The 26,928-nt window shown below is 66.5% G+C and carries 19 protein-coding genes; 4 read left to right on the plus strand and 15 right to left on the minus strand.

Going from position 1 to position 26,928, the window contains the following annotated elements; translation table 11 throughout:
* Window positions 1-8: 8 nt before the first annotated feature.
* From JW805_10270 to JW805_10295, 6 genes are read right to left on the minus strand one after another with little or no spacing between them, the layout of a single operon-like run.
* Complete coding sequence (locus JW805_10270) at window positions 9-1,424, minus strand: UDP-N-acetylmuramoyl-L-alanyl-D-glutamate--2,6-diaminopimelate ligase (protein MBN2972400.1); 1,416 nt, start codon at window positions 1,422-1,424, stop codon at window positions 9-11.
* Complete coding sequence (locus JW805_10275) at window positions 1,421-3,127, minus strand: penicillin-binding protein 2 (protein ID MBN2972401.1); 1,707 nt, start codon at window positions 3,125-3,127, stop codon at window positions 1,421-1,423. Before JW805_10275 ends, JW805_10270 begins: the two co-directional genes overlap by 4 nt.
* A complete protein-coding gene (locus JW805_10280) occupies window positions 3,124-3,372 on the minus strand; it encodes a hypothetical protein (GenBank protein MBN2972402.1) in 249 nt (82 codons plus the stop codon). Before JW805_10280 ends, JW805_10275 begins: the two co-directional genes overlap by 4 nt.
* Window positions 3,369-3,725, minus strand: a complete 357-nt coding sequence (locus JW805_10285; protein ID MBN2972403.1) for a hypothetical protein — start codon at window positions 3,723-3,725, stop codon at window positions 3,369-3,371. The genes JW805_10280 and JW805_10285 overlap by 4 nt, the downstream gene beginning before the upstream one ends.
* Before the next feature lie 43 nt (window positions 3,726-3,768).
* Window positions 3,769-4,707 carry a 16S rRNA (cytosine(1402)-N(4))-methyltransferase RsmH gene (rsmH, locus tag JW805_10290; protein MBN2972404.1) on the minus strand — a complete coding sequence of 313 codons (939 nt, stop codon included), beginning with the start codon at window positions 4,705-4,707 and terminating at the stop codon, window positions 3,769-3,771.
* Entirely contained in the window at window positions 4,704-5,195 is a 492-nt protein-coding gene (locus JW805_10295) for a hypothetical protein (protein MBN2972405.1), read from the minus strand. The genes rsmH and JW805_10295 overlap by 4 nt, the downstream gene beginning before the upstream one ends.
* A gap of 292 nt (window positions 5,196-5,487) precedes the next feature.
* Here JW805_10295 and JW805_10300 point away from each other — a divergent pair, with 292 nt between their 5' ends.
* A complete protein-coding gene (locus JW805_10300; protein ID MBN2972406.1) occupies window positions 5,488-6,633 on the plus strand; it encodes an SET domain-containing protein in 1,146 nt (381 codons plus the stop codon).
* Between the two features lie 123 nt (window positions 6,634-6,756).
* On the opposite strand, the gene JW805_10305 is transcribed toward JW805_10300, so the two are convergent.
* The 4 genes from JW805_10305 to JW805_10320 form a co-directional block, all read right to left on the minus strand.
* Entirely contained in the window at window positions 6,757-8,634 is a 1,878-nt protein-coding gene (locus tag JW805_10305) for a HAMP domain-containing protein (protein MBN2972407.1), read from the minus strand.
* On the minus strand, window positions 8,634-10,532 hold the full coding sequence (locus JW805_10310) for an EAL domain-containing protein (protein ID MBN2972408.1): 1,899 nt from the start codon (window positions 10,530-10,532) through the stop codon (window positions 8,634-8,636). The genes JW805_10305 and JW805_10310 overlap by 1 nt, the downstream gene beginning before the upstream one ends.
* Before the next feature lie 76 nt (window positions 10,533-10,608).
* A complete protein-coding gene (locus JW805_10315) occupies window positions 10,609-12,039 on the minus strand; it encodes a tetratricopeptide repeat protein (GenBank protein ID MBN2972409.1) in 1,431 nt (476 codons plus the stop codon).
* Window positions 12,040-12,159: 120 nt separating this feature from the next.
* Complete coding sequence (locus tag JW805_10320; protein MBN2972410.1) at window positions 12,160-15,123, minus strand: TonB-dependent receptor; 2,964 nt, start codon at window positions 15,121-15,123, stop codon at window positions 12,160-12,162.
* Between the two features lie 233 nt (window positions 15,124-15,356).
* On the opposite strand from JW805_10320, the gene JW805_10325 reads away from it, so the two are divergent.
* Window positions 15,357-15,887 carry a hypothetical protein gene (locus JW805_10325; protein MBN2972411.1) on the plus strand — a complete coding sequence of 177 codons (531 nt, stop codon included), beginning with the start codon at window positions 15,357-15,359 and terminating at the stop codon, window positions 15,885-15,887.
* A gap of 67 nt (window positions 15,888-15,954) precedes the next feature.
* On the opposite strand, the gene JW805_10330 is transcribed toward JW805_10325, so the two are convergent.
* From JW805_10330 to cysD, 4 genes are all read right to left on the minus strand, one after another.
* A complete protein-coding gene (locus JW805_10330; GenBank protein MBN2972412.1) occupies window positions 15,955-18,975 on the minus strand; it encodes a TonB-dependent receptor in 3,021 nt (1,006 codons plus the stop codon).
* Window positions 18,976-19,143: 168 nt separating this feature from the next.
* Entirely contained in the window at window positions 19,144-19,869 is a 726-nt protein-coding gene (locus tag JW805_10335) for a 3'(2'),5'-bisphosphate nucleotidase CysQ (GenBank protein ID MBN2972413.1), read from the minus strand.
* Complete coding sequence (gene cysN, locus JW805_10340; protein ID MBN2972414.1) at window positions 19,866-21,797, minus strand: sulfate adenylyltransferase subunit CysN; 1,932 nt, start codon at window positions 21,795-21,797, stop codon at window positions 19,866-19,868. Before cysN ends, JW805_10335 begins: the two co-directional genes overlap by 4 nt.
* 145 nt (window positions 21,798-21,942) lie before the next feature.
* Window positions 21,943-22,842, minus strand: a complete 900-nt coding sequence (cysD, locus tag JW805_10345) for a sulfate adenylyltransferase subunit CysD (GenBank protein ID MBN2972415.1) — start codon at window positions 22,840-22,842, stop codon at window positions 21,943-21,945.
* A gap of 79 nt (window positions 22,843-22,921) precedes the next feature.
* Here cysD and JW805_10350 point away from each other — a divergent pair, with 79 nt between their 5' ends.
* On the plus strand, window positions 22,922-24,010 hold the full coding sequence (locus JW805_10350) for an alpha/beta fold hydrolase (GenBank protein ID MBN2972416.1): 1,089 nt from the start codon (window positions 22,922-22,924) through the stop codon (window positions 24,008-24,010).
* 97 nt (window positions 24,011-24,107) lie between these two features.
* Complete coding sequence (locus tag JW805_10355) at window positions 24,108-25,088, plus strand: diguanylate cyclase (protein ID MBN2972417.1); 981 nt, start codon at window positions 24,108-24,110, stop codon at window positions 25,086-25,088.
* A 6-nt stretch (window positions 25,089-25,094) separates the two neighbouring features.
* Here JW805_10355 and glmS read toward each other — a convergent pair whose 3' ends face one another.
* Window positions 25,095-26,918 carry a glutamine--fructose-6-phosphate transaminase (isomerizing) gene (gene glmS, locus JW805_10360; protein ID MBN2972418.1) on the minus strand — a complete coding sequence of 608 codons (1,824 nt, stop codon included), beginning with the start codon at window positions 26,916-26,918 and terminating at the stop codon, window positions 25,095-25,097.
* Window positions 26,919-26,928: the final 10 nt, after the last annotated feature.

The following is a 26,928-nucleotide window of genomic DNA, read 5'->3' on the forward strand; positions in this document are numbered from 1 at the left end:
GTGGCGGGTCACGCCGCCACCTCGCGCGCGACCTGGACATCATCGAACGGCAGGACGAGATCGCCGACGATCTGGCCCTGCTCGTGCCCCTTGCCTGCGACCAGCACGATATCCTGCGGCCCCGCCATCCGCACTGCCTCCGCGATCGCCGCGCGGCGGTCGCCGATCTCGATCGCACCCGGCACGCCCTTGAGCACGTCGGCTCGGATCGCGGCCGGATCTTCCGAGCGCGGGTTGTCGTCGGTCACGATCACGACGTCCGCGCCGCGTGCCGCAGCCTCGCCCATCGGTTCGCGTTTGCCGGTGTCGCGATCGCCGCCGGCACCGAACACGACGATCAACCGGCCCGCGACATGCGGTTTCAGCGCAGCGATCGCGGCATCGAGCGCGTCGGGGGTGTGGGCATAATCGACATAGACCGGCGCGCCGCCGGCGGTGATGACCGCGCGCTCCAATCGCCCGCGCACCGGTTGCAGCCGGCCGAGCGCCGCGATCGTCGCTGCCACATCGCCGCCGGTCGCGATGACGAGGCCCGCCGCGGTCAGCGCGTTCGCGGCCTGGTAGGCACCGATCAACGGCAGCATCACCGTGTGCGTCTTGCCACCGGCCTCAATCGTCAACCCCTGCCCGAGCAGGGTCGGTTCGCGCCCGATCATCCGCAGCGTGTCGCCATGTTCGCCGACGGTCAGCAATTTCAGACCGCGCGCACGGGCCAGGTCGATCACCCGCTCCGAATTCGGGTCGTCGGCCCACACCACCACCGCACCGTCGTCGGCAACGACTTCGGCGAACAATCGCAGCTTGGCAGTGAAATAGGCCGCCATGTCGCCGTGATAATCGAGATGATCGCGGCTCAGATTGGTGAAGGCGGCAGCGCGCACCGGCAGACCTTCGGTGCGGTACTGGGTGAGCCCGTGGCTCGACGCCTCGAACGCGACATGAGTCACGCCTTCGCGCGCGAGCCCGGCGACGTTCGACAGGAAGGTCACGACATCGGGCGTGGTCAGCCCGGTCGTCACGCGATCATCGGCGGTCGTCACCCCCAGCGTCCCGATCGATGCCGCATGATAGCCGGCAAAGCGCCACAGCTGGCGGGTCAGTTCGACCGTGGAGGTCTTGCCGTTGGTGCCGGTGACCGCGACGGTCGTCTGGGGGAACGGGGCGAAGAAGCGCGCGGCTAGTTGCGCGAAACGCTCACGCGGATTGTCCGCGGCGATGTGGACCGCGCCCTCGACCGTCACGCCCGGCCGCGCGACAACCGCGATCGCGCCGGCGGCGACGGCGGCGGGGATGAAATCCTCGCCATTCACCCGCGCGCCTTCGAACGCGCCGAAGATGGTGCCGCGCGCGACCTTGCGGTGGTCGATCGCAAAACCGGTGACGGTCGCGTCCTCGGCATCGCCGGTGAGCGCCCCGAGCTTCACTCCGCCTCGCCGTGCTTGTCGGCGGGCGCGCGCCAGATCAGCGGCTTCATGTCCGACAGGTCGACGTCGCGGGTCAGGCTCGGCTGGACGCCCAGCAGGGAGCCCGTGCGGCTGATGACACGGCTGACGACCGGCGCGGCGGTATAGGCCGCGGTCGTCTGGAACGAATTCGCTTCAACGCGCTGGGACGAATCGAGCATCACGATCACCACATAGCGCGGCGCGTCCATCGGGAAAGCCGCAGCGAAGGTCGAGACGTTGACGTGCTTCGAATAGCCGCCGACGCCAGGCTTTTCCGCGGTGCCGGTCTTGCCGCCGACGCGGTAGCCCGCGGCCTCGCCCTTCTTGCCGGTGCCATCGGTGACGATCAGGCGCAGCAACTGGCGCATCCGCGCGCTGGTCGCTTCGCTGATGACGCGTCGACCGGCCGGGGCCTGGCCGGGGTCGATCTTCATCATGGTCGCGGGACGCCACACGCCGCCGTTGACCAGCGCAGCATAGGCGCTCGCCAGGTGCAGCGGCGTGACGGCGATGCCGTGGCCATAGGCCGTCGTCATCGTCGTCGCGCGTCCCCAGTTGACCGGCCAGAGCGGCTTGGCCTTCTCGATTTCGATATCGGGCGCGGTGTCGAAGCCCATCTTGCGGAACATCGCCTCCATGCGATCGCGGCCGATTTCGTCGGCGATGCGCGCGGTCGCGATGTTCGACGAATAGATCAGCGTCTCCGGAATGTTCAGCCAGCGCTTCTGGGCGTGGTCGTCCTTGATGTGAAAGCGACCGATCGGCAGCGGCTGGGTCGCGTCGAAGCGGCGCGACATATCGGTGACCACGCCCGAATCGATCGCCGCCGCCATCGCGATCGGCTTGAACGCCGAACCGAGTTCATAGCGGCTCTGCGTCATGTTGTTCATGCCGCCGTCGCCCGACTGGACCTTGTTCGGGTTGAAGGTCGGGAGCGACGACATCGCCATCACTTCGCCGGTGTGCACATCCAGGATGACGCCGGCGGCGCCCACGGCATGATAGGCGACCATCGCGCGGGTGAGTTCACTGTCGAGCGCCCCCTGCACGCGCGCGTCGATCGACAGCGCGACCGGCTGTGCGCGACTGGCGTCGGCAGTCAGCCGCTCGTTCAGCACGCGTTCCATGCCACGCACGCCCTGACGGTCGGCGTTGACATAGCCGATGGCCTGCGCCGCCAGGCTCGACTGCGGATAGAGCCGCTCGGGCTCCCGCGCGAAGATGATGCCCGGGTTGCCCAATGCATTCACCGCGCTGACCAGTTCGGGCATCGCGCGCTTCTTCAAATACACGAACCGCGAGGATGACGTGAGCATCCGGTAATAGGCGTCGGCACCCTGATCCGGCATGACCTCGGCCAGCCTCTGCGCCAGCTCCATCTTGTCGCCGATGACGTTCTGCGGCTGGATGCCGATCGACCAGGCATCGATCGTGCGCGCGAGCGGCGCGCCGTTGCGATCGACGATGTCGCCGCGCAGTGGCACCAGCGCAGCGGCCGCATCGCGCGTCGTCGCGGGTTCCGCCGAGATGGCGAGGTAACCGAGCTTCCCGATGATCGCCAGGTTCGCGAAGGCGAACAACAGCATCAGGATCATCAGTCGGACGTGCGCCACCGCGACCAGCGAATGCCGGCCGGTTTCGCGACGGCGGTCGTTCGACTGCGGCGCGACCAGGACGATCAACGCAGGGTCCCCCGTTCGCGGCGCGCGCTAGAGACGAGGTCGCCGAACGTCGCATCGCTCAGCAGGCCGGTATCGACCATCGCAACCTTCTGCACGCGCGGCTTCGACGTGACGGTGGTGGCGACTGCCTTTTGCAGCGTCGGACGCGAGATCGCGGGGGTCGGCGCCGGCGCGGCCTGGGCGGTCTGGACCGGGTTGGTCTTGGGCAGCGTGATCTTCACCGCCGGCTGTTCGACCGGCTTCACTTCGGCAAGCGCGAGGTCGGTCGCGGCGGGAACGACGAGCGAGGCGTACTGGTGCCCCCCTCCATCGGGCGCAGGGTGGCGAGCTGGGCGTCGCTCGATACATACTGCTCCGGGCGCGGCGCGCTGAGCGACAGGATGTCGCCGTTCCACCGCTCCAGCTGGGCCAGGTTCGCGCGGGTGTCGAACTCGGTCTCGAGCGCGCGGATATCCTTCTTCGCGTCGAGAATGGCCATTTCGACCGCCTCCACGCGCCCGCGCTCCGCCGCGACCTGCGACGACACCATATAGCAGGTCGGCGACACGATCGCGATGCCGAGCAACCAGCCGAACCCCTTGAAGCCGCTTACTGCCATTGCCCTGTACTCCTCACACGCCCCACGCCCACGTTACGAAAACTCATCTGCCCCACGCCGCAGCGGACGTCCGCCGCGCCACCCGTAATGTCGCCGACCGGGCGCGCGGGTTGCGCGCCAGTTCGGCCTCGTCCGCCCGGATCGCCTTCGACAGCGCCTCGAACGTCGGTGCGTTCGCCGCCTGCACCGCCGGCAGGTGCCGCGAGCCGGCCGGCGTGCTGCCCGACCGCTCGCGCAGGAACCGCTTCACGATGCGGTCCTCCAGACTGTGAAAGCTGACCACCGCGAGCCGCCCGCCGGGGCGCAGCAGCGCTTCGGCCGCACGCAGCCCGTCGGCCAGTTCGTCGAGCTCGCGGTTCAGATGGATGCGGATCGCCTGGAAGGTCCGGGTCGCCGGATCCTTCTTGTCATGCGGCTTGTGACCCAGCGCCTTGCGCACGACGCTCGCCAGCTCGCTGGTCCGCGTGATCGGGCGCGCAGCCACGATCGCGCGGGCGACGCGGCGCGACTTGGGCTCCTCGCCGTAAAGGTACAGCACGTCGGCGATCGCGGCTTCGTCGGCGGTATTGACGAAGTCGGCCGCACTCTCGCCCGACTGGCTCATCCGCATGTCGAGCGGGCCGTCGGCCTGGAACGAGAAGCCGCGGTCGGCGCGGTCGAGCTGCATCGACGACACGCCGATATCCATCGTCACGCCATCGACACGCTCGACATCACGCGCGGCGAGTTCGGCGGCCATCGACGAGAAGGGCGCCTCGATCAGCGTCAGCGCGCCCCCGGCGTCGGCGACGACCCCCTGCCCTTCGCGTACGGCGTCGGGATCGCGATCGAAGGCGATGACCTGCGCGCCGGTCGCGAGGATCGCACGGGTGTAACCGCCCGCACCGAAGGTCGCGTCGACGTGCACTTCGCCCGGGGCGGGGCGCAGGCCGTCGATCACTTCGTCGAGCAGGACGGGGATATGCGGCGCGGCGGCGGTCATGCGCGCACCTTGCGGTTGGCCATCAGATGCGCGCAGCGGCGTCGGGTGACCGCGCTGACCCCATCGGTCTGCGCCATCAGGATCTCGGGATTCCAGATGTTGAAGGTCTGCGCGTCGCCCGAGAAGAACGCCCAGCCGGGCGCCTCGATCTTCGCTTCTTGGCGGAAGAACTCGTCCAGCACGAAGCGCCCCGAGGGGTCGAACGGGGCGCGATCGACGTCGGAGAAATCGGCGTTGCGCTGTTCGGCCAGCTTGCGCACGTCCGCATCGGGGCTGCGCATCGCTTCGCGGATCTCTTCGAAATTGATGCGCGACCAGGTCAAGTCATAGGCGCGCAGGCACGGCAGCGTCGGGTGGATGCCGATGACGATGGTGCGCGCGTCGCTGTTCTTTTCGAAAACCGCGCGAAAGTCGGCCGGGATGGCGACGCGACCCTTCGCATCGACACCCTGCAGTGCACTGCCTTCGTATAGCTCGAAGTCCGTCACGCCCGTTCGCCCCACGAGCGGCAAAACACTCCCGCCTTCGAAAGCAGCCCGGCGCCACCTTCGAATCCCGACCATCCAAAACGGGAGAGTGCCCCTCTGCGATTTTGGTAATCGAAACCTACTAATCCCGCAAGGGGATTGCATGCCTCAAACGGGGATTTTGCGCCCAGTTCGGGGAATTTGGCGAAGGATTCATGCTACGTTCCTGAATCGACCGCAGGCGTTCTGTTCGCTGTCCGTGGACGATGGTTTCCGGGGATGGTAAACGCCGGCGCAGGGGGTGCTGCACGCGGTGACGGGGTTCGAGCCTTGGGTATGGTTTGCGATCGCCTGCAATTTTGCGGGCTACGCGACCTATCTGGCTGGCCTTCGCCGTGATCTGGTCGCCCCCAATCGCGCCTCCTGGCTGATCTGGAGCGCATCGACGGGGCTGGAGGCGGCGACCTATTGGGCGGTCAACCCGGGCGCCGTGCAGACCGCGGTGTTCGTCGTGTCCGCCATCGCCTGCATCGCCGTCACTATCGGCATCTGGCGCCGATCGGCGTGGGCGATGCCGAGCGTGACGGAGGCGCTGTGCGTCCTCGTCTGCCTCGCCGCGCTGGCGCTGTGGCTGATCTTCAGCGAGGCGTTCTGGGCGCATATACTGGTCGTCGCGGCGGTGCCTGTCAGTTTCCTGCCGACCTGGGCCAGTGTCGTCGCCGACCGGACCCGCGAACGCTCGCCGGCGTGGGGACTATGGACGGTGGGCGACCTGGCGACACTGATCGTCGCCGCCCGCCACGGCGGCGAGGGCGCGGGCGAATATGCCTATCTGATCGTCGAGCTGCTGTGTCACGCCAGCGTCTGGGTGATGATTGGTGTCGGGACGATCAATCCGCTGCGCTCGCTCGCGCGCCGCGGCGGCGCCTACGCGCTGGGCGACTATCGTCGGACTGCGGCGATGTTCACCGTCGGCGAGACGCACCTCGGCAAGGCGGTCTTTGCAGGCCGCAGCTTTGCCGAGGGCGAACCGCTGCTCGAATTCACCGGCCGGCGGCTGGCCGCGGGCAAGGTGCCCGGCCTGATGCGCGGCGGGTCCGACCGCTATGTCCAGGTGACACCCGACCATTATATGGGCCCGTCCGGATGGCTCGACGATCTGGTCAACCACAGCTGCGACCCCAACGCGGGGTTGCGCTTCACCAGCGAGGGCGTCTTTCTGGTCGCGATCCGCGACATTGCAGCGGGCGAGGAAGTGACGTGGGACTATTCGACCACGCTGACCGAATCGAACTGGCACATGATCTGCGGGTGTCGGTCGGCGAACTGCCGGCGGGTGATCGGGAATTTCGAGACGATCGATCCCGAACGCCAGCAATTCTACCGCGCGCGCAATCTGGTGGCGCCTTATCTGCGGCGGCGGGATGCGGTTGAGGTGGGAAAGCGGGTTCGGGGCTGATCGCTGCCCACCGCCACCGTCATCCTCGCGAAGGCGGGGATCAATTGGAACAGGTGGTCGTAAGGACGCGAGACGTCAGCCAGAATTTATCCCCGCCGTCGCGGGAATGACGGCTGGGGACGGTCACGCCGCCTCCCCAACCGGCATCACAGCGGCATCCGGCGCCGGCAGGGTCAGGATCGCGCTCGCACCCGTTCCCTTCCCCATGCTTTCCAGCCGCAGCGATCCGCCCATCGCGAGCATCGCGTTCGCACACCAGTGCAGCCCGAGCCCGCCGGACTTGTGCGCCCGCGTCGAATAGCCGCGCTGGAAGAATTTCGGCTCGTTCGCCGGATCGAACCCCTCGCCATTGTCGCGGATGTGAAGCTCGACACGGTCGCCGACCTCGACAATCGAGGCGGTGATCTGACCGCCCTCCCCGCCCGACGCGACGATGGCTTCCCCGGCATTGGCAAGCAGGTTGCCGATGACCTGGCTGAGGATCACGCGGTTCGCCATCGCCCAGTGCGGGGTCGACGGGAACACGAAGGCGATCGACGCGTCGCCCGAATAGCGCGCGATGGTCGCATTCTGTGCGACGACGTCGCTCAGGTCGATCAGGCTGAGCGGTGGCTTCTCATGCGCCTGCTCCTGCTGCTGGCCGATGATCTCGAGCACATTGTGGAGTGCCTTGCGCCCCGTCTCCAGCCCTTCGCGCCGCGCGTCGCGGTCGTTGCGATCGGCCTCCAGCGCGGCGGCGACGAAGGCCACCAGCTTCTGCCGGCGCGCCGGTGGCACGCCGTCGTCCGCCAGCTCGGCCATCGCGCGGTCGAGCAGGGCTCGATCGGCCGGCGGTGCGGCGGCCAGACCCTGCGACAGGATCGTCGCGATCGGCCCCAGCGCATTGCGGACATTGTGCATGACCGCCACCGCGCTTTCGCTCTGGCCGAGTTTGAAGGACTGGACTTCGACCTGTTCGCGAAGGTCCTTCAACTGGCTGAGCATCGAATTGAAGCTGGTGACCAGGCTGCCGATCTCGTCCGCCCGCGCGTCGTCGGTCAGCAGGACCGGCGTGCCGGACGTACGCACGACCCCCATATGCCGCTCGACACGATGGAGGGGCTTCAGCACCAGTCGCCCGATCATCCGCCGCAGCACCAGCAGCACGAGTCCGAGCAGCAGCACCGCCCCGCCGACCGCCAGCAACAGCATCCGCCGTCCAAGCAGCGACAGGTCGCGCGGCACGCCGAACCGCGCGCTGGCGACGGTCGCGCCGTCGGCGCCGGAAATCGGCACCGCAATCCGCAATCTGTCCCGCGTGGAGTCGACGGAAACGCTGGTGTCGCGGGCGCTGAGATCCAGCCGGGCCGGCAGCTGCAGCAGCTGCCCCAACTGCGCCGGAGTCAGTTCGCGTGCCATCAGCACATAGCCGCGTGGCGTCCCGCTGCCGTCGCTGCGTCGGACCTGCGCGACGCCGACCGCCGCCAGCGTCGTGCCGAACCGCATGTAGAAGGATCGCGAGCTCTGTTTCGACAGCAGGCCGGGCAGTCGCATGGTCGGGATTTGCGCGATCAGCCGGGCCCGCATATCGGCGCGATCCTGCCCGGCCCGCGGGTCGAGCCAGCGCGCGATGACGATCCGTCCGTCCGGCGCGACATAGGCCATGCCGCTGACGTCGAGGTTCTGCATCGCGAGCGGCGAGAAACTTTCGCGCTCGAATGCCTCCGACGGTGCCGCCATGTAATCGTAGCTGGCGTTCCAGTCGCCATAATCGCGCACCGCCGTCTCGACCTTGGCCGCGAACTCGCCGAGTGCCGCCTGGGTGCGCTCGACGTTTGCCTCGACCGCGGCCTCCTCCAGCCAATTGAAGCTTGGCGTAATGACCGCGGCCAGCAGCAGCGTGATGGCGATCGACCCGACCAGCCCGACGCCGGTCAGGATCAACACCAGCTGCGCGCCCAGAGACTTCGGAATGCGCCTCAGCCCGATGCGGTCCATCCAGCGCAGCGTTCGGCCGGGCATCAGCCGTTTGTCCCGGTCGCCACTCCCTCGGCCGTGTCAGCACTACCGTCGAACAGGAATGCCTGTGCGGCCAGCGCGCGCGCATCCTCCTCCGCCATCGGGCGAGCGAGGAAATAACCCTGCAGGTGGCTGCAGCCCGCGACACGCAGCGCCTGGACCTGTGCTTCGGTCTCGACACCTTCGGCCACGACTTCCATCGCAAGGGCACGACCGAGGTGGATGACCGACTGGACGATCGCCGAGCTTTCGCGCTCGCGACCCAGCCCGTCGATGAAGCTGCGGTCGATCTTCAGACAATCGAGCGCGAACTTGCGGATGTTGTACAGCGACGAATAGCCGGTGCCGAAATCGTCGAGCGCGATCCGGAAGCCCATCTGGCGCAGACGGTACAGCGTCTCGGCAGCGCGCTCGGCGTCGTCGAAGATCGCGGTTTCGGTGATTTCGATCTGAACCCGTGTCGGGCTGACGCCCGAGCGCTGGACGCGTTCGATCACCCGGCCGACGAAATTCTGGCGGCGGAACTGGCGAGGGCTGAAATTGACCGAGACATACTGGTCCGGCCAGTGCTTCACCGCCTCCAGCGCAGTCTCCAGCACCCAGTCGCCCAGCTCGTGGATCAGGTTCGATTCCTCGGCGATCGGAATGAACATCGCCGGCGAGATCATGCCATATTCCGGGCTGTGCCAGCGCAGCAGCGCCTCGAAGCCCGTCACCTTCATCGCGCCGCTGGCAACGATCGGCTGATAGACGAGCTTCAGTTCGCCACCGGCGATCGCCTTGGACAGCCCGCTTTCGATCTGGCGGCGGAAGCGGATCGATTCGTCCATGCTTTCGTCGAACACGCGGACGAGGCCGCGACCGCCACGCTTGGCTTCGTTGAGCGCTAGGTCGGCGCGGCGCATCACGTCGATCGGATCGTTGGTCGATCCCGGCTCGACCACGACGACGCCCAGCGACGCCCCGCCCTGGACCGAGTGGCCGAAGACAGTGAACGTGTCCGAGCAGGCCTTCAGCAGCCGCTCGCAGATCATCACCGCCTCGTCCTCGCCGGTCGCGGGGAAAAGGGCTGCGAATTCGTCGCCGCCCAGCCGCGCGATGAACGACCCGCGCGGGGCAGCGGCGTGCAGCTTGCCGCAGACGACGCGGATCAGCTCGTCGCCGGCCAGATGCCCGAAGCTGTCGTTGACCAGCTTGAAGCGATCGAGGTCGATCATCGTCATCGCGAACCGTTCGTCACTGCGGACGGACGCGTGGAGCGCGCGCAGGAACGCGAGGCGGTTGGGCGCGTCTGTCAGCGAATCATGGTTCGCCATATGGACCGCGCGGCTCTCGTTCGCGGCGAGTTCCAGCGCCTGCTCCTCGAGCAGGTGGACCTGCCCCGCCAAGGCTTCGCGAGCCGCCGCAAGCTCGCGGTCCGCCGCCCAGCGGTGGCAAAGTGCGGTCGCGGTCTGGACGATCTCCTCCACCTCGAACGGCTTGGCGATGTAGAAGATCTTGTCGGCGGGCCCTGCCGCGCGGCTGATCTCGAGCGGGGAGAAATCGGAATAGCCGGTGACGATCACCAGGTTGATGTCGGGGTCGAGCGCACGGATGCGGCGTGCGGTTTCCTTCCCGTCGATGCCCGGCGGCATGCGCACGTCGATGAATGCGACCGAGTAGGGCTCGCCCAGCTTCACCGCCGCCTCGACCGCGGCGACGCCGTCCAGGCCCTGCATGCGGTGCGTCAGCGCGAACTGCGGCGTATCGCACGGCGTGGCCGGCGCAGCGTCACCGCTGTCGCCGAACAACTCGCTCGCCATCGCCGACAAAGCATCGCCGGCAGCCGTATCGCGCGGCGCGAAGCTGCGCGCGTAGCTGTCATGCATCGCCTGTTCGTCGTCGATAATCAGAATGCGCACGTCGCCTGACCCCTCACTACACCGTTTCGACGGCGTAACCGGAGAGGGTTAAGAACGCGTTGACGATTGGAGTCGATCAGCTGAGCGGCGCGACGTCGAACGCTACCGTCAAACGCTCGCCATCGTCGATCGGCTGGGTGCCGTGCCATGTCGTCGAGGGGAACAGGATCAAGCGTCCAGACTTCGGCTGCACCGTCTTGAAGGCCGGAAGATCGAGGTTCAGGTTGGCCGGCGGTCGTCCGAATTCGAGCGCACCCGTGTTCGCCCCGTCTGGCAGGACGATGTGGCATGCCGAACTGAGCCAACCTTGCGAATGCACATGCGGGCTGTGGTGCCCACCCTCCGTAAGCCGCACCGACCAGGAACCGGAAAAACGGAAGCGCTTTCCGGCATGCCGCCGAACGGGATGACGCTTGTCCGCCGCGCCCAGCCCGGCGACGTAGGTTTCGATCGCCTCAACGACTTCAGCGCGCAGACTGCGAATTTCCGGTGCTTCCAACGCGAACAAGGGGCCGTCGGTCTGTGTGCCCCGTCGAACCGACTGACCCAAGGGATCGGCGCGCAGAACATGAAGTGTCCGCAATCGGTCGGCCAGCGCATCCAGATCGACATCGAGATCGAACGAGCGGATTAGCACGGGATCTTCCAGCCACGCCCATCGCAAGTCATCGGTCACGCGCCAGATAAGGGAAATATACGGCCACAAGGGGCCGTCCTCACCTCGGTCCGCGGCCGAATCAGCCAACGCGGCGGCGCGATCGAGGCGTCCGGTGCGGATCAAGTGTCGCAGCAGGCGTTCCTGAACGAGGGGAGTCTCGACCCCCGACATCCGGGCAAAAGCAGCGTCGGCGGCGGCCACGTCGCCAAGCTCCGACGCGCAGACGGCTTCGGGAAGCAGCAGCGGCTCGACCGCGCCGGTCGCCATGTTCGCCCGCGCGATGACACTACTCGCCGTTTCGAACATTTCGACTTGGATGAGGGCGTCTATCAGCGCGAGCCACAGCGGTAGGTTGCGCGGCTCGGCCTGGAGCGCCTCCACATAGCTGCTCGCGAACGTGGTGCGGTCACCCTGTTGCCACCGCAACCGGGACAGCGTCGCATGTCCATCCAGCCAAGCAGGATTGCTGCGGACGATCGACGCCAGCGTCGCGATCGCGGCGTCCCCCTGCCCCGTCGCAATGTGCGCGGCGACCCGACCGAGAATCAGCCCACCATCGCCCGGCGCCACCGCCGCCGCGCGATCGAATGCGACGATGGCCGGGCGGCCGGCCTCCAGCATCGACTGGGCGACGCCATAGGCCGCCCGCGCATTCCCGGCATCATATTCGACGGCCTTGCCAAAGGCCATGACCGCATCCGCGGATCGATCGAGCGCACGATAGATGGTGCCGAGCGTCTGCCACAAATGGCTGTCGCGGGGATGATCGCGAAGCGCCTCCTGTATCATCGCGACGGCGGATTCGCCCTCCCCACGGTCGCGGTATGCGACCGCCTGGGCAATCGCCATGTTCACAGCTTCAGGTGCGCTCACCATGCGGGATCACTGCCGCGATGACGGCCGGATGAAAAGAAAAAAGGGGGGCGGCCTTTGGCCACCCCCCATCCAGTGATCACAGTCTCGATCGTCTTAGAACTTCAGACGGCCGCTGATCGTGAACGAGCGACCGACGACGTCGTAGATCGTCGGCATCGTGTTGCCGTTGTTGAACGCGGTGCCCGCAACGCCGTTGCCGAGCAGCGGCGGCTTGCGATCGAACAGATTCTCGACGAGCAGGCCGAAATCGAACTCGTCCGACACGTTGAACCGGACGTTCAGGTCGAAATAGTCGTATGCCTTGATCTGGCGGAACTGCGGCAGGATGCCGTTGTACGCCGTCGCGGTGTTGCCTGGGCCGGCATCGTTCAGGCCGAGCGCGCTGTTGCGGATCGGCTCCAGTTCGACCGCGCCGATGTGGTTCCACAGCAGCGAGACGTCCGCCAAGCCGAAGTCGTAGCTGGCGCGCGCATTCCACTTCCATTCCGGACGCGCGTTGGTGCAGCTCGTCGAATAGAAGTTGGTGCATTCACGATAGATCGAGTTCGGCGATGCCTGGATACGATAGTAATCCAGCCACGTCCCATTGAAGCCGAGGCGCAGGTCGGTGCCGTCGATCGGGATCGAATAGTTGAACCCGACGTCAATGCCCGCAGTCGCGAGGCGGCCGAGGTTCGACGAGCCCAGGATGACGCCCGGCGTTTCGCCGGCGCCGTTCAGCGACCCGTTCAGCGGGTTACGACGGATCAGCTGACAGAACGCATTGAGCGTCTGGCCCGGGTTCAACGCGGTCGAATAACAGCCGTTGAGGATGTCGTTCTGCGTCGGGGCGCTGATCAGGTCACGGATCTTGATGTTGAAGTAGTCGACCGTGAGCGAGAAGCGCGGGATGAACCGCGGAGCGACGACCGCACCCAGGGTGTAGGTGGTCGCCCGTTCGACGTCCAGGTTCGGGTTGCCCGACGTCGTGACGTTGATCTGGTTCGACGACGGCTGCGAGATGCCGCCGTAGGTGCCGGCCGGAGCGCCCGTGCCTTCGCACAGACCGCGCGATGCTGTCGGCGTCGCGCCGGCGCACGGATCGACCAGCAGGTTCGACAGACCCTGGACCGGCGACTGGAACAGTTCCTGGATGTTCGGCGAGCGAACCGCCTTCTGGTACATGCCGCGGAACTTGAAGCCCTGGATCGGCTCGATGGAGCCACCGGCCTTCCACGTCGTGCTCGCGCCCGTCGTCGAATAGTCCGAATAACGGATGCCGGCTTCGACCGATGCCCGATACAGGAACCCGTCCTCGATCAGCGGAACGATGATTTCGCCGAACGCTTCCTTGACGTTGTACGTACCGAAGTCCGGCGGCGTGCGCGCGCCGGTGCCCAGCACTTCGCCCTGGATCTGCGACGGCGCATCCGGCGTGGCCGACGCCGTCAGCTTGCGATATTCGCCGCCGACCGAGAACGCGACGGCCGAGGTGGCGAACGGGCTGGTCAGGTTGAACAGGTCGCCGTTGATCGAGCCCGTGATCACCTTCTGCGACACGACGCGGCGGATCTGCGCGTCGAGATCGATGAAGCCGAGCTGGGCGGGCGTGATGCTGCCGTTGGCACCGAACAGATTCAGCGGAACGCAGCCGTTGGCCGTGTTCGAGCAGACCAGCTGGCCGGCCGCATTGCGATAGGCGAGCAGCGCCTGCTGTACCTTCGATGCCGAACCCCAGTTGACGCGCGCCTGGTTCTGGTTCGTTTCGCCATATTGCGCCGACAGGTCGAACTTCAGACCCTCGGTGATGTCACCGCGGATGCCGGTCTGCACCTGGAACATCGTCGATTCGATCGGGTTGCCGCGGGGGCCGTATTCCAGGAAACGACGCGACGGAATGACGCGCACCGTGCGCGAAACGCCGGTGTTGATGGCAGCAGCCGCGTTACAGTCGGCGACCGAGATGCCATTGGCGGCGCACAGCTGCGCGCGTGCGGTCGCCGGCAGATACGGGTTGTTCAGCGGAAGATCGAACGCGTTGTTGAACGTACCCGACGCAGCCAAAGCCAGCTCGGCCTTGTTCCGCGTGAACATGCCGGTCGCATAGACTTCGATGTTGTCCGCGACTTCGTAACGGCCCGCCGTGTACAGATTATACTGCTCGAGCGGCGTCAGGAAGTAGGTGCCGATGTTCGTATTGAACGTGTCGTTCTGCGTCGCAGCGCGGAACGAACCGGTCGTCGGGTCGATGACCGCGCCCAGGCCGGTGGTCGGCAGACCGTTGGGGTTCGTGGCAGATGCCAGGCTCGACTGGAAGATCGACGGCACCGCGCCGGTCGACCCCAGGAACGTGCCGGTGCCCGAACCGATGGGAACTTCCGAAATCTTGCGGCTGGTGGTCAGCAGCGGCTTGCGATTGCCATAACCGATGCCGAGCACGACGTTGCCGCGATTGTCATCGAGGTTGGCGCCGAGCAGCAAATCGCCGCGATACTGTGCGGCGTCGCCGCGCTCCGAGATGCGATAGTTCGCCGAGGCCTGGACGCCGGCAAAGTTGCGCTTCGTGATGAAGTTTACGACACCCGCGACCGCGTCGGCACCGTACACCGACGATGCACCGCCGGTCACGACGTCGATACGCTCGACCAGGCCGGTCGGGATGACGTTCAGGTCGACCACGCCGTCAAGGCCGAACGGCACGATACGGCGACCGTCGAGGATGACGAGCGTACGGTTCGAGCCGATGCCGCGCAGGTCGACCGAGGCCGAGCCGTCCGAGCCGTTGTTGACGGCCGGGCCGAGGTTCGGGCGAACCGACGGCAGGTCGCGAAGAAGATCTTCGGCGGTGTTCGGCTGACGAAGCGCGATCTCTTCCGACCCGATCACGTTGACCGGGCTGGCCACTTCGAGATCCGGACGGGCGATGCGCGAACCGGTAACGACGACGTCGCCGCCGTCCTGTGCCTGCGGAGCGGTTTCAGCGGGTTCTGCGACCTGCGCCATTGCCGGCGCAGCCGCGACCGCCGCGGACAGGAAAAGCGTCGACGTCAGAAGGCGTCGGCGAAAAATGGAGGTCATTCTCTCATCCCCTTTTGCCGCCTTGGCCGGCGGCAATCGTTGTTCCCGGCTTTCGACCCGGGCCAGCCTTTATCGTCACTTTCGAAAGAAAACTTCGCAATGCTAGAAGTCGTTAGGGCGCGATTTCGCCAAAACCTGTTGCACCGCCGCAACAGGCAATAATTTTAGACGGGTTTTCAATTACGTTTCGCTTAACATTGCCTAGCAACGCAATCATCCGGAGATGCAACTTGATGAAATGTGGCTATATTCTGACGATCACCGCCGTCGTTGCGGTGGCGACGCCAGCTTCGGCGCAGGAGCGGAAGGTCGAAGCTTCGCTGATCGACGGCATCGCCGCCTGTCTGGACATCGGTGACGCTGCGCAGCGTCTGGCATGCAGCGACGCCGCCGCACGCAAGCTGGTCGATGCGGTGCGCCGCAAGGACGTGGTGATTGTCGATCGCGAGGAAGTGAAGTCGACGCGGCGGTCGCTGTTCGGCTTCCAACTGCCCAGGATCGGCCTGTTCGGCCGCGACGGCCCCGACAAACCAGAGGACGAGATCACGCAGCTGGAGGCCAAGGTCACGCGCGTCGTCGATCTGGGTTACGGCAAATATGGCCTGACGGTCGAGGGTGGCGCCCGCTGGAACACGACCGAAGCCTGGTCGGGCGGTCGCCCGCCGGAGGTGGGCGCCATGTTGACCATCAAGCGTGCGGCGCTGGGAAGCTACATGGTCCGTACCGCCACCTCGCGGGGGGTCCGCGCCATGCGCGTCGGCTGATACGAAAAAAGGGCGGCCCCCCGATAAGGCGCCGCCCCCGAGTTTCAACCCGCTTGCGCGGGTCCGATCAGAACTTGAAGTTCGCGCCTGCGCGGAACGAGCGGCCGATCAGGCCCGGCAGGTGCCACGACGCCAGATAGTTCGGCTGCGTGGTGTAGAAGGTGTTCGGATAGAACGGCGCCCGCGCGTTCGTCACGTTGCCGACGAAGCCGAAGAAGCTGAACTGGTCGTTCACCTTAATCGTCGCGTTGATGTCGGTGTAGATGAAACGACGGATCCGGCAGAACGAATTGCCGCCTTGCGCGTCCTTATAGACCGATGCGTTGCACGACGTATCCAGGTTGCCCTGGTCGGTCGCCACCGCGCGCATCGCACCGACGAAATAGGTTGTCGCGCTCAGCGAGAAATTGTCGGTCAGGAACGTGTTCTGCCAGTTGCCGCGCCACTTCGGCGTGCCGCCGCCCGACGACAGGTCGGCCGGGCCGACCGACCCTGCGAAGCGCTGGACCGAGCCGTTGTCGAGGTGACGGTCGAACTTCAGGGTTCCCTGCAGATCGAGGCGGCTCTCGAAGCGCAGCCCTTCGCTGATCGGCGCCTGGACGTTCGCGGTGAACTGCAGACCCGTGGTGACGTCATAGTTGACGTTCACATACGGCGCGTTGAGCACCAGCAGACGCGGCAGCGCATTGAGCGCGAAGGGATCGGCACCGTCGATGACGTTGCACGAATAGCCCGCACCGACCGCGGCGACCTTGGCGCAGCCGGCTGCCGCTGCGGCGGCCGCCGACGCGAAGCTCTGGTTCGCGACCGAGTAATAGGCGTTGATAGCCTCACCCGCGAGCGAGCCTGCCGTGATCAGGCCGGTCTTCTTCACGTTGAAATAGTCCGCGGTGAAGCTGAACCAAGGCGTCGGCTGCACGATCGCGCCGACCGTGAAGCTGCGCGACTGTTCCGGCTTGATGTTCGGGTTGCCGACATAGCCGCGACCGACGGAATAGGCGGTCGTGTAGCTCGAGTTGTTCGGGTGTGCCGCGCGGAAATCGGCGTTCGGCGTGTAGCCGACGAAGCCCGAGAACGAGCTGCGCGGATCGATCTCGGCAAAGGTCGGGGTGCGGAAGCCTTCCGAATAGGACCCGCGGAGCGAGATTTCCTTGATCGGCGTGAACTTCGCGCTGACCTTCGGCGAGAATTTGCTGAACCCTTCCGAATAATGGTCGTAGCGGCCCGACAGGTTGACGCTCAGCACGTCGAGGATCGGCGCGGCGGCTTCGAAATAGGCGGCCCACACGTCACGATCGCCATAGGCCTGGGCGGTCGACAGACCCGGCACGTCCAGGTTCGGGTTGGCGCTGCGGTTGGTCAGCTTTTCCTTGCGGTACTGGCCACCGACCGCCAGCTGGACGTTGCCGCCCGGCAGCGCAAACAGGTCGCGGGCGACCGATGCGTCGGTCGTGAAGATCGACGAATTCGACAGCGACGTGATCGGCGGCAGCACCGAGTCACGAACGGCCTGGCTGTTCAGGCTCGGGTTCACGAAATTGTACGTGCCCGTGTTGATCGCGCGCACCAGCCCGTTCAGGTTGGCGAAGCCCGTCTGGACCAGTTCCAGCTCGTCGCGCGAATAGCCCACGTCGATGTTCCAGCGCCACGCATCGGCGATCGTGCCGTGCAGGCCGCCGGTGACGCGGTACAGCTCGTTCGTGCGCTCCGACCCCGCCTTCACGTCGCCGAACAGATAGTAGATGCGCGCCGCATTGGCCGCAGCGATCGCCGGGGTGGCGGCGGCGTTGGTCGCATAAGGATTGTTCGGGTTCAGCTGACGATCCGCTGCGGTCGCGCAATTGATGCCGGCCGAGCAGATGAAGTACGGCAGCACGATGCCCGGATTGCTGGTCGACGTGCTGGGCGCGCCGCCGAACGCCTGGTTCTGACGGATGCCACGCGGCAGCAGCTGGATATCGACCTTGTTGTTCGAATAGCTGCCCTGCAGATAGCCTTCGATCGTGTCCGTCACGCGGTAGCTGAAGCGCGCCTGACCGGCGAAGCGGCGCTGCTTGGGCAGGATCTGGACATATTCGCGGGTCAGGTCGTGCGCGCACGCCGTGCCGACGCGCGAGGCCGTATTTTCCGAGAAGGTGCCGAACGGGCAGTTCGCCAGCGGCGTCAGCGACGTGAAGATCGCCGGGGTCGTCGCGTTGGCGACGCTGCCGGCCAGCGGGTTGTTCAGGTCGGTCTGCGTCGTGCGCGTGACCACCGCGTTGGTGGTCGGCGTGGTCAGCGTATCGTCGGCGCGATTGTTATCGTTGCCGCCCGCGGCGCGCAGGTCGAGCGTGTTGAAGGGGAAGCCGCGCGAATCCGCGGTGATCTTGCCCGAATCCTCATATTCGCCGCCGATGTAGAAGTTCCAGCCCTGGGTATCATAGTCACCGATACCGCCCAGCAGGCGCAGACGATATTTGTGGCCGTCACCCTTTTCGGTCACGCCGGCTTCGGCGCCGCCGTCGATGCCGGTGAATTTCTTGCGCGTGATGATGTTCACCACACCGCCGATCGCGTCCGCGCCGTACAGCGACGACGCGCCGTCCTTCAGCACTTCGATCCGGTCGACGCCGACCTGCGGAATGCTGTTCAGATCGACGTAGCTGTTGTGGCCGTCGTCGCTCAGCGGAAAGTTGGCGACGCGCAGGCCGTCGACGAGAACCAGCGTCGACGAGACGCCCAGGTTGCGCAGCGAGATCGCCGAACCGCCGGCCGAAAAGCCGCTGGTGAAACCGATACCGATCGAACCGGCGCCGTCGGCCGCAGCCGAACGGATCGCGTCTGCGGTGTTGGTGACGCCCGCACGGGTGAGGGTCTCGGCCGTCACGACGGTCACCGGCAAGGCGGTCAGCGTGTCGGCACCACGGAACAGCGTGCCGGTGACGACGACGTCCTGCGGCTCGTCCGCGGTCGTATCGGTCGTCTGGGGAACCGTTGCGGTCGTATCCTGCGGGGCGGGCGCGGTCTGCGCGAGCGCCGGCTGTGCAGCGGCAGCGGCCGTCAACAGCAGCGTCGACGCCAGCATGCGCCGGCGGAAGGTGGAGATCATGGTTTTTCCCTTCGATCGTTTCTTTTTATCGTTACGCGCGGACGCGTACGGCCGATGGTATCGGTCGAAGGGTGTATCGGCGCGTCCCGCAGCGCCCACAATCTGGATAAGGTTTATGCAATCACCGTGTTGCAACCCTACAACACCAACGCGGATCAAGGATTCAGTTCACGCCGTGGCGACCGCGATCACCGTCTTCGCGACGGCCGGCGAGCAGATCAGCAGGTCCGGAAGCCAGGTCTCGGCTCGATTGTAGACGAGCGGGCTGCCGTCGAGCCGGCTGACGTGTAACCCCGCGGCCAGCGCGACCGCGGCCGGGGCGCAGTTGTCCCACACATATTGCCCGCCGGAATGGAGGTAGATGTCCGCCTCCCCCAGCACGACCGCCATCGCCTTCGCACCCGCCGACCCCATCGGGACGAGTTCGCCGCCCAGCGCTTCGGCAACGCGGATGGCCTCGGCCGGTGGGCGGCTGCGACTGACGACGATGCGGGGCGGCACGCGGGCGGGCGGCGCGGCGCGGCACCCCTCGGTACACAGCGTCACGTCGCGCGCCGGTAGCGCCACCGCGCCGACCTCGGGCCGCCCGTCGATGCTCAGGCCGACATGCACGGCCCAATCGGGACGCATGGACGCATATTCGGCCGTGCCGTCGAGCGGATCGATCACCCAGCAACGGCGTGCCGAGCAACGACGCGGATCGTCCTCGCTCTCCTCCGACAGCACGAAATCGTCGGGGCGGGCAGCCCGAAGGCGATCGAGGATCAGCGCATTGGCCGCGCGGTCGCCCTCGTCGCCCAGCGCCCTGCCCTCCAGCCGGCCGGCGTGCTGGAGCTGGTGGAGCAGCGCCCCCGCCTCCGTCGCAATGTCCCGGGCCAGCTGCGCGTCGTTCAAATCACCGGACTCCACATGCCGACGACACGGTCGACGATCAGTTCTGCGGCGTCTTCGGGAGAGAGACGACCGGTGTCGATCCGGATATCGGGCGCCTCGGGCGGCTCATAGGGGCTGGATATGCCAGTGAAGTTCGCGATCTCGCCCGCGCGCGCCTTGGCATAGAGGCCCTTCACATCGCGCGCCTCGGCGACGCTGAGCGGCGTATCGATGAAGATCTCCAGAAACTCGCCCTCCGGGATCATCGCGCGTACCATTTCGCGTTCGGCGCGGAACGGCGAGATGAAGGCGGTGAGGACGATCAGCCCCGCGTCGGTCATCAGCTTGGCGACTTCACCCACCCGGCGGATATTCTCGATCCGGTCGGCATCGCTGAAGCCCAGATCGCGATTGAGCCCATGACGGATATTGTCGCCATCGAGCAGGAAACTGTGCTTGCCCAGCGCATGCAGCTTCTTTTCGACCAGATTGGCGATGGTCGATTTGCCCGACCCGGAGAGGCCGGTGAACCACAGCAGCTTGGCCGCCTGCCCCTTCTGCGCGGCATGGGCTTCGCGCGTGATCTCGATATTCTGCCAATGGACGTTCTGCGCGCGTCGCAGCGGCCGGTCGATCATGCCCGCCGCGACGGTCGCGTTGGTCAGCTTGTCGATCAGGATGAAGCCGCCCAGGTCCCGGTTGCCGGCACGTTCGCCGCTGTCGGCATAGGGCGCGAACGGAATCGCGCGGTCGGCGTGGAGGTGCGCGACGCCGATGTCGTTCAACCCCAGCGTCTTGACCGACAGATGGGCGAGCGAATTGACGTCGATCGCGTGCTCGGGCGGGCGCACGGTGGCGCTGACGGTGGTTGCCCCGGTCTTCAGCCAATAGGCCCGGCCCGGCAACAAGGGTGTTTCGTCCATCCAGACGATCGTCGTCTCGAACTGATCGGCCGCCTCCAGCGCATCCTCGGCCGCCGCGATTACGTCGCCACGCGAGCAATCGACCTCGTCCGCCAGCGTCAGCGTGACCGACTGGCCGGCCTGCGCCGCGCCCAAGTCGCCGTCGAAAGTGACGATGCGCGCGATCCGACTGGTCTTGCCCGACGGCACGATCCGCACCGCATCGCCCGGCCGCACGACGCCCCGCGCGATCCGCCCGGCAAAGCCGCGGAAGTCGAGGTTCGGGCGGTTGACCCACTGCACCGACATCGCGAACGCGCCGGCTGCGTCGCGTGTCGCATCGACCTCGACGCTTTCGAGATGGTCGAGCAAAGTCGTGCCGGTGAACCATGGCGTATGGGCCGACCGTGTCGCGATATTGTCGCCGCCCAACCCCGAAATAGGGAAAGCGACCGGCGGCGCCATGCCGATCGAGGCGGCAAACGCACCGAACTCATCGACGATCGCGTCGTAGGCGGCACGGTCCCAGCCGATCAGGTCCATCTTGTTGATCGCCAGCGCGACGTGACGGATGCCGAGCAGGTTGACCAGGAAGCCGTGCCGCCGCGTCTGGGTCAGCACGCCCTTGCGCGCGTCGATCAGGATGACCGCCAGGTCCGCGGTCGAGGCGCCGGTGACCATGTTGCGCGTATACTGCTCGTGCCCGGGCGTATCGGCGACGATGAACTTGCGCTTATCCGTCGAGAAGAAGCGATAGGCGACGTCGATCGTGATGCCCTGCTCGCGTTCGGCGGCGAGACCGTCGACCAGCAGCGCGAAGTCGATGTTCTGACCCTGCGTGCCGAGCCGCTTGGAGTCCGCCTCCAAAGCGGCGAGCTGGTCGTCGAAGATCGTCCGGCTGTCGTAGAGCAATCGGCCGATCAGCGTGGACTTTCCGTCGTCGACCGAGCCGCAGGTCAGGAACCGCAGCAGCGACTTGTCCTGGTGCCGCGCGAGATACGCGTCGATGTCGGATGCGATGAGCGCATCGGGGCGATAGGTGGTCATGGGCGGGTCTCCGCCCCTCTTCCGGGTTTCGTCACCCCCGCGCAGGCGGGGGTAAATTGGCGCAAGTCAAGGAAGGGCTCGATGAGCCAGCCAGAACTTATCCCCGCCTGCGCGGGGATGACGAAATCAAAGTCAGGAGAAGCCATCAGAAATACCCCTCCGCCTTCTTCTTCTCCATGCTGGCCGCCTGATCGTGGTCGATCGCCCGCCCCTGCCGCTCGGACGTGGTCGTCAACAGCATTTCCTGGATCACCTGCGCCAGCGTCGTCGCTTCGCTCTCGACCGCGCCGGTCAGCGGGTAACAGCCGAGCGTGCGAAAGCGGATCGAGCGCTCCACGGGCACTTCGCCCTCGCCCAAGCGGAAGCGGTCGTCGTCGACCATCAGCAGCATCCCGTCGCGCTCCACGGTCGGGCGCGGCGCGGCGAAATAGAGCGGCACGATCTCGATCCCCTCGCGCAGAATATATTGCCAGATGTCGAGCTCGGTCCAGTTGCTGATCGGAAAGACGCGGATGCTCTCGCCCTTGGCCTTGCGCGCATTGTACAGCCGCCACAGCTCGGGCCGCTGCGCCTTCGGATCCCAACGATGCGCGGCCGAGCGGAAGCTGAACACGCGCTCCTTTGCCCGGCTTTTCTCTTCGTCGCGCCGCGCCCCGCCGAACGCCGCGTCGAAGCCGTGGAGCGTCAGCGCCTGCTTCAACCCTTCGGTCTTCCACAGGTCGGTGTGGAGGCTGCCGTGGTCGAACGGGTTGATCCCGCGCGCCTCGGCCTCCGGATTGCGGTGGACCAGCAACTCCATCCCCGCGGCCGCCGCCGCGCGGTCGCGCAGGTCGTACATCGCGCGGAATTTCCATGTCGTGTCGACATGGAGCAGCGGGAACGGCGGCGGCGCGGGGTAGAACGCCTTGCGCGCCAGATGCAGCATGACAGCGGAATCCTTGCCGATCGAATAGAGCATCACCGGGCGTTCAGCCTCGGCGACGACTTCGCGCAGGATGTGAATCGATTCGGCTTCGAGCGCGTCGAGATGGGTCAGGCGGGCCATGGTCGCGCCTATCTAGCCACGCATTCGCCGGCTGCCGCAAACAATTGCTTGGTTGCGAAATAGGTGCCAGCCTGCGCCCATGTTGACCACGCTTATCGCGTTGCTGCTTCAGGCGACGGCGCCCAACCAGCCCTCCCCCGCCCCCAAGACGCCGGCCCCGGTTAAGGTCTGGCCGACACGGGAAGCGGAGTATGTGGCCAAGGCCCACCGCTTCATCGGCGGCGCGACGATGAACGTCCGGCTCCACTATACGACGCTCGGGTCGCCGCACCGCAACGCCGCGGGCGAAATCGATAACGCCGTGCTGATCCTCCACGGTACCGGGGGGACGGGGAAACAGTTCCTGAACCCGGTCTTCGCCGACGACCTCTACGGGCCCGGCCAACCGCTCGACATCACACGATACTGGATCATCCTGCCCGACAATATCGGCCACGGCGCCTCCTCCAAGCCATCGGACGGGATGCGGGCGACGTTTCCGGAGTATGGCTACACCGACATGGTCGCGCTCCAGCACCGGCTGGTGACCGAGGCGTTGGGCGTGAGGCAACTGCGGCTGATCTTCGGCACGTCGATGGGGTGCATGCACGCCTTTGTCTGGGGGGAAACCTATCCGGACGCCGCCCGCGCCCTGATGCCGATGGCGTGCGAGCCGGTGCAGATCGCCGGGCTGAACCGCATGTGGCGGCAGATGGCGATCGACGCCGTGAAGGCCGATCCGGCGTGGGCGGACGGCAACTACATCGCCCAGCCCATCCAGGGCCTGCGCACGGCGAGTTCGCTTTTGATCGTCGCCGGGTCAGCCCCATTGGCGCTGCAAAAGACCTATCCCACCCGTGACGCTGCCACGGCCTACGTCCGCGACCGGCTGGCGAAGGATATCGCGACCCGCGATGCCAACGACCTTATCTACCAACTCGACGCCTCGCGCGATTACGACCCCTGGGGCAGGCTGGAGGCGATCACCGCGCCGGTCAGGTGGATCAATTCCGCCGACGACTTCATCAACCCCCGTGGCCTGCCCTTTCCGGCGGAGGCGGTAAAGCGGATGAAGCGGGCGACTTTTCGAATGATCCCGGAGGACGAAACGACCCGCGGTCACGGCACGCATACGGCCGCAAGCTTCTGGAAGGCCGATCTCGCCGCACTCTTGCAACAAACCGAATAACATGGATCCGCATCACCTGGAACGGCGCGACGTAGCCCTTGCGGCGACTGCCGGTATCAACGATCAGCCGTCCCGGTAGCGCAATCTGGACAACGGCATGAAAGCGGCTTTTGAGAATGCCCGGGCGGCACTCGCCTTTCTGGAATCCCATCAGATCGCGCCGTCCCCGGCCCATTACGCTTTGGCGTTGCACTATCAGACGGAGCCGGACGGGCCGCTCGCGCGACAGATCGCCGCGCTCACCGATGGCGGCCTGAGGCTGACCGCCGAACAGGTCGCGATCCTGGTCGCGCGACACGGCGGCGACGAAGCCGCCGCGACACTCGGCGCGCGCGAACAGGCGGTGTCGGAACACAGCGCACAGCTGAGCTCGCTGACGAACGGCGCGCGCAACCTGACGACCGCGCTCGGCCGCGACGTCGACGCCTTCGCCGCCGATCGCGACCGCTGGGCGGACGGGGCGAGCGCCTTTTCCGACCGCCTGAACCAGGCCGGGCGCGACCTCGCCACCATGCGCGACGACATCTCGTCCTTGCGCGATCGATTGACGCCGCCCGACAGGGACGCCGACGACAGTGACGAGGCGTCCGATCGCCTCGCCGATCCCGTGATAGACGTCATGACCGACGCGCTGACCCGACGCGGGGCGGAGGCGATGCTGGCGCAGCTGGCGGACCTCGACCGCGGTTTCGCGCTGGTGCTCTTCCAGCTCGACGACCTGATTGCGATCAACGATCGCTATGGCCAATCGGTCGGTAACAACGTGCTCACCGCGCTGGTGACCACATTGCGCCAGGCCTTCCCGGACCAGGAACTGATCCGGTGGAGCGGAAACGAATTTCTGATCGTCGTGCTCGACACCGCGATCGCGGTCGTGCGCGAGCAGGTACGCGACGCACTCGACGCCATGGCCGCGCGCCGTCTGCGGCTGCGCGACAGCGGCCAGTATATCGGGTCCGTCACCGCATCCGCCGCGGTCATCGCCGGGCGCAGCGAGTCCGGCGTAGCGGTTCTCGGCCGCGCCAGGAGCCGCCTGGCGGCCACCGCCGATCAGGGCGGCAGCCGTTTGGCGAACTAGATCAGGCTATTCGACCGTCACCGACTTCGCCAGATTGCGTGGCTGGTCGACATCGGTGCCCTTGGCGACCGCCACGTGATAGGCGAGCAGCTGGACCGGCACCGCATAGACGATGGGTGCGATCAGCGGGTGGACCTGCGGCATCTCGATCGTCGCGATCGTGTTCTCGCCGGCCTGGGCGATGCCGGCGGCGTCGGAGATCAGCACGACCTGTGCCCCGCGCGCCTGCGCCTCCTGCATGTTGCTGACGGTCTTGTCGAACAACGGGCCCGACGGCGCGAGCACGATCAGCGGCACGGAGTCGTCGATCAGCGCGATCGGCCCGTGCTTCATCTCGCCCGAGGCATAGCCCTCGGCGTGGATGTAGCTGATTTCCTTCAGCTTCAGCGCTCCCTCCAGCGCCAGCGGGTAATCCGGTCCGCGCCCGAGGTAGAGCACGTCGCGTGCACCGGCGATCGCGCCGGCCATCGCCTTGATCTCGTCGTCATGGGCGAGCGCGGCGTTGATCGCCTCGGGCGCCGCGATCAGGTCGCGGACGATCGCCTGTTCCTGCTCAGCGTCGAGCCGCCCCTTGGCGCGTGCCAGATTGACGCTGAGCGCGGCCATGACGGCCAGCTGGCAGGTGAAGGCCTTGGTCGACGCGACGCCGATCTCCGGCCCGGCGTGCGTCGAGAGGAGCAGGTCGACCTCGCGCGCCATCGAACTGGTCGGCACGTTGATGATGCCCGCGGTCGTGACCCCGTTCGCCTTCATGTGGCGCAGGGCCGCCAGCGTATCGGCGGTTTCGCCCGACTGGCTGACGACGACGCCCAAGGTGTTCGGCGGCAGCACGGGGTCGCGGTAGCGATATTCGGACGCGACATCGACCTCAACCGGCAGCCGAGCGAACCGTTCGATCCAATATTTGCCGATCATGCCCACATAGCTTGCGGTGCCGCAGGCGATGATGACGACGCGTTCGATCGCGCCCAGGTCGAAATCCATCTGCGGCATCGCGACCATCTGCTCGACAGGGCGGATGTAGCTCTGAAGCGTCTGGGCAACGACGACCGGCTGCTCGTAGATCTCCTTGAGCATGAAGTGGGCGTGGTTGCCCTTTTCGATCGCGGCGGGCGATACGCCCGATGCGACGATCTGGCGCGTGACCGGCTGGTTGTCGCGATCGAAGATCTCGATGCTCGCGCGCGTCAGTACCGCCCAGTCGCCTTCGTCGAGATAGGCGATCCGCTGCGTCAGCCCGGCAAGCGCGTGCGCATCCGAGCCGAGGTAGTTCTCGCCATCGCCATAACCGACCGTCAGCGGCGCACCGAGGCGCGCGGCGATCAGCAGGTCGGGTTCGCCGGCGAACATCGCCGCCAGCGCGAAGGCACCGTGCAGGCGCGGCAGGACGGCGGCAACCGCATCGCGCGGGGCCTTGCCCGCCTTCAGCTCGCGATCGATCAAGTGCGCGACGACTTCGGTATCGGTCTGCGACTTGAACTCGCGCCCCTCGGCGATCAGCTCGTCGCGCAGCGGCTTGAAGTTCTCGATGATGCCATTGTGGACGACCGTCACCTCGCCGACGATGTGCGGATGGGCATTGTCCTCGGTCGGCGCACCGTGCGTCGCCCAGCGGGTGTGGGCGATGCCGATCGTGCCGGGCAACGGGTCGCTGGCCAACCGCGCCGCCAGATTGGCAAGCTTACCCTCGGCGCGGCGGCGGTCGATCTTGCCATCGACCAGCGTCGCGATCCCCGCCGAGTCATAGCCGCGATATTCGAGGCGCTTTAGTCCCTCGAACAGACGTTCGGCGACAGGGCTGGTGCCCAGGATACCTACGATGCCGCACATGTCAGTCTTC

Origin of the sequence: Roseomonas aeriglobus (assembly GCA_016937575.1) — a bacterium.
In the GTDB taxonomy this organism is placed as follows: Bacteria; Pseudomonadota; Alphaproteobacteria; order Sphingomonadales; family Sphingomonadaceae; genus Sphingomonas; species Sphingomonas aerigloba.

Coding starts and splice junctions, on each gene's coding strand:
- JW805_10285 (MBN2972403.1), bottom strand. CDS start 3,725: ATGGCAGTAAGCGGCTTCAAGGGGTTCGGCTGGTTGCTCGGCATCGCG.
- rsmH (MBN2972404.1), bottom strand. CDS start 4,707: ATGACCGCCGCCGCGCCGCATATCCCCGTCCTGCTCGACGAAGTGATC.
- JW805_10305 (MBN2972407.1), bottom strand. CDS start 8,634: ATGCCCGGCCGAACGCTGCGCTGGATGGACCGCATCGGGCTGAGGCGC.
- JW805_10315 (MBN2972409.1), bottom strand. CDS start 12,039: ATGGCGATTGCCCAGGCGGTCGCATACCGCGACCGTGGGGAGGGCGAA.
- JW805_10320 (MBN2972410.1), bottom strand. CDS start 15,123: ATGACCTCCATTTTTCGCCGACGCCTTCTGACGTCGACGCTTTTCCTG.
- JW805_10325 (MBN2972411.1), top strand. CDS start 15,357: ATGAAATGTGGCTATATTCTGACGATCACCGCCGTCGTTGCGGTGGCG.
- JW805_10330 (MBN2972412.1), bottom strand. CDS start 18,975: ATGATCTCCACCTTCCGCCGGCGCATGCTGGCGTCGACGCTGCTGTTG.
- cysN (MBN2972414.1), bottom strand. CDS start 21,797: ATGACCACCTATCGCCCCGATGCGCTCATCGCATCCGACATCGACGCG.
- cysD (MBN2972415.1), bottom strand. CDS start 22,842: ATGGCCCGCCTGACCCATCTCGACGCGCTCGAAGCCGAATCGATTCAC.
- JW805_10350 (MBN2972416.1), top strand. CDS start 22,922: ATGTTGACCACGCTTATCGCGTTGCTGCTTCAGGCGACGGCGCCCAAC.
- JW805_10355 (MBN2972417.1), top strand. CDS start 24,108: ATGAAAGCGGCTTTTGAGAATGCCCGGGCGGCACTCGCCTTTCTGGAA.
- glmS (MBN2972418.1), bottom strand. CDS start 26,918: ATGTGCGGCATCGTAGGTATCCTGGGCACCAGCCCTGTCGCCGAACGT.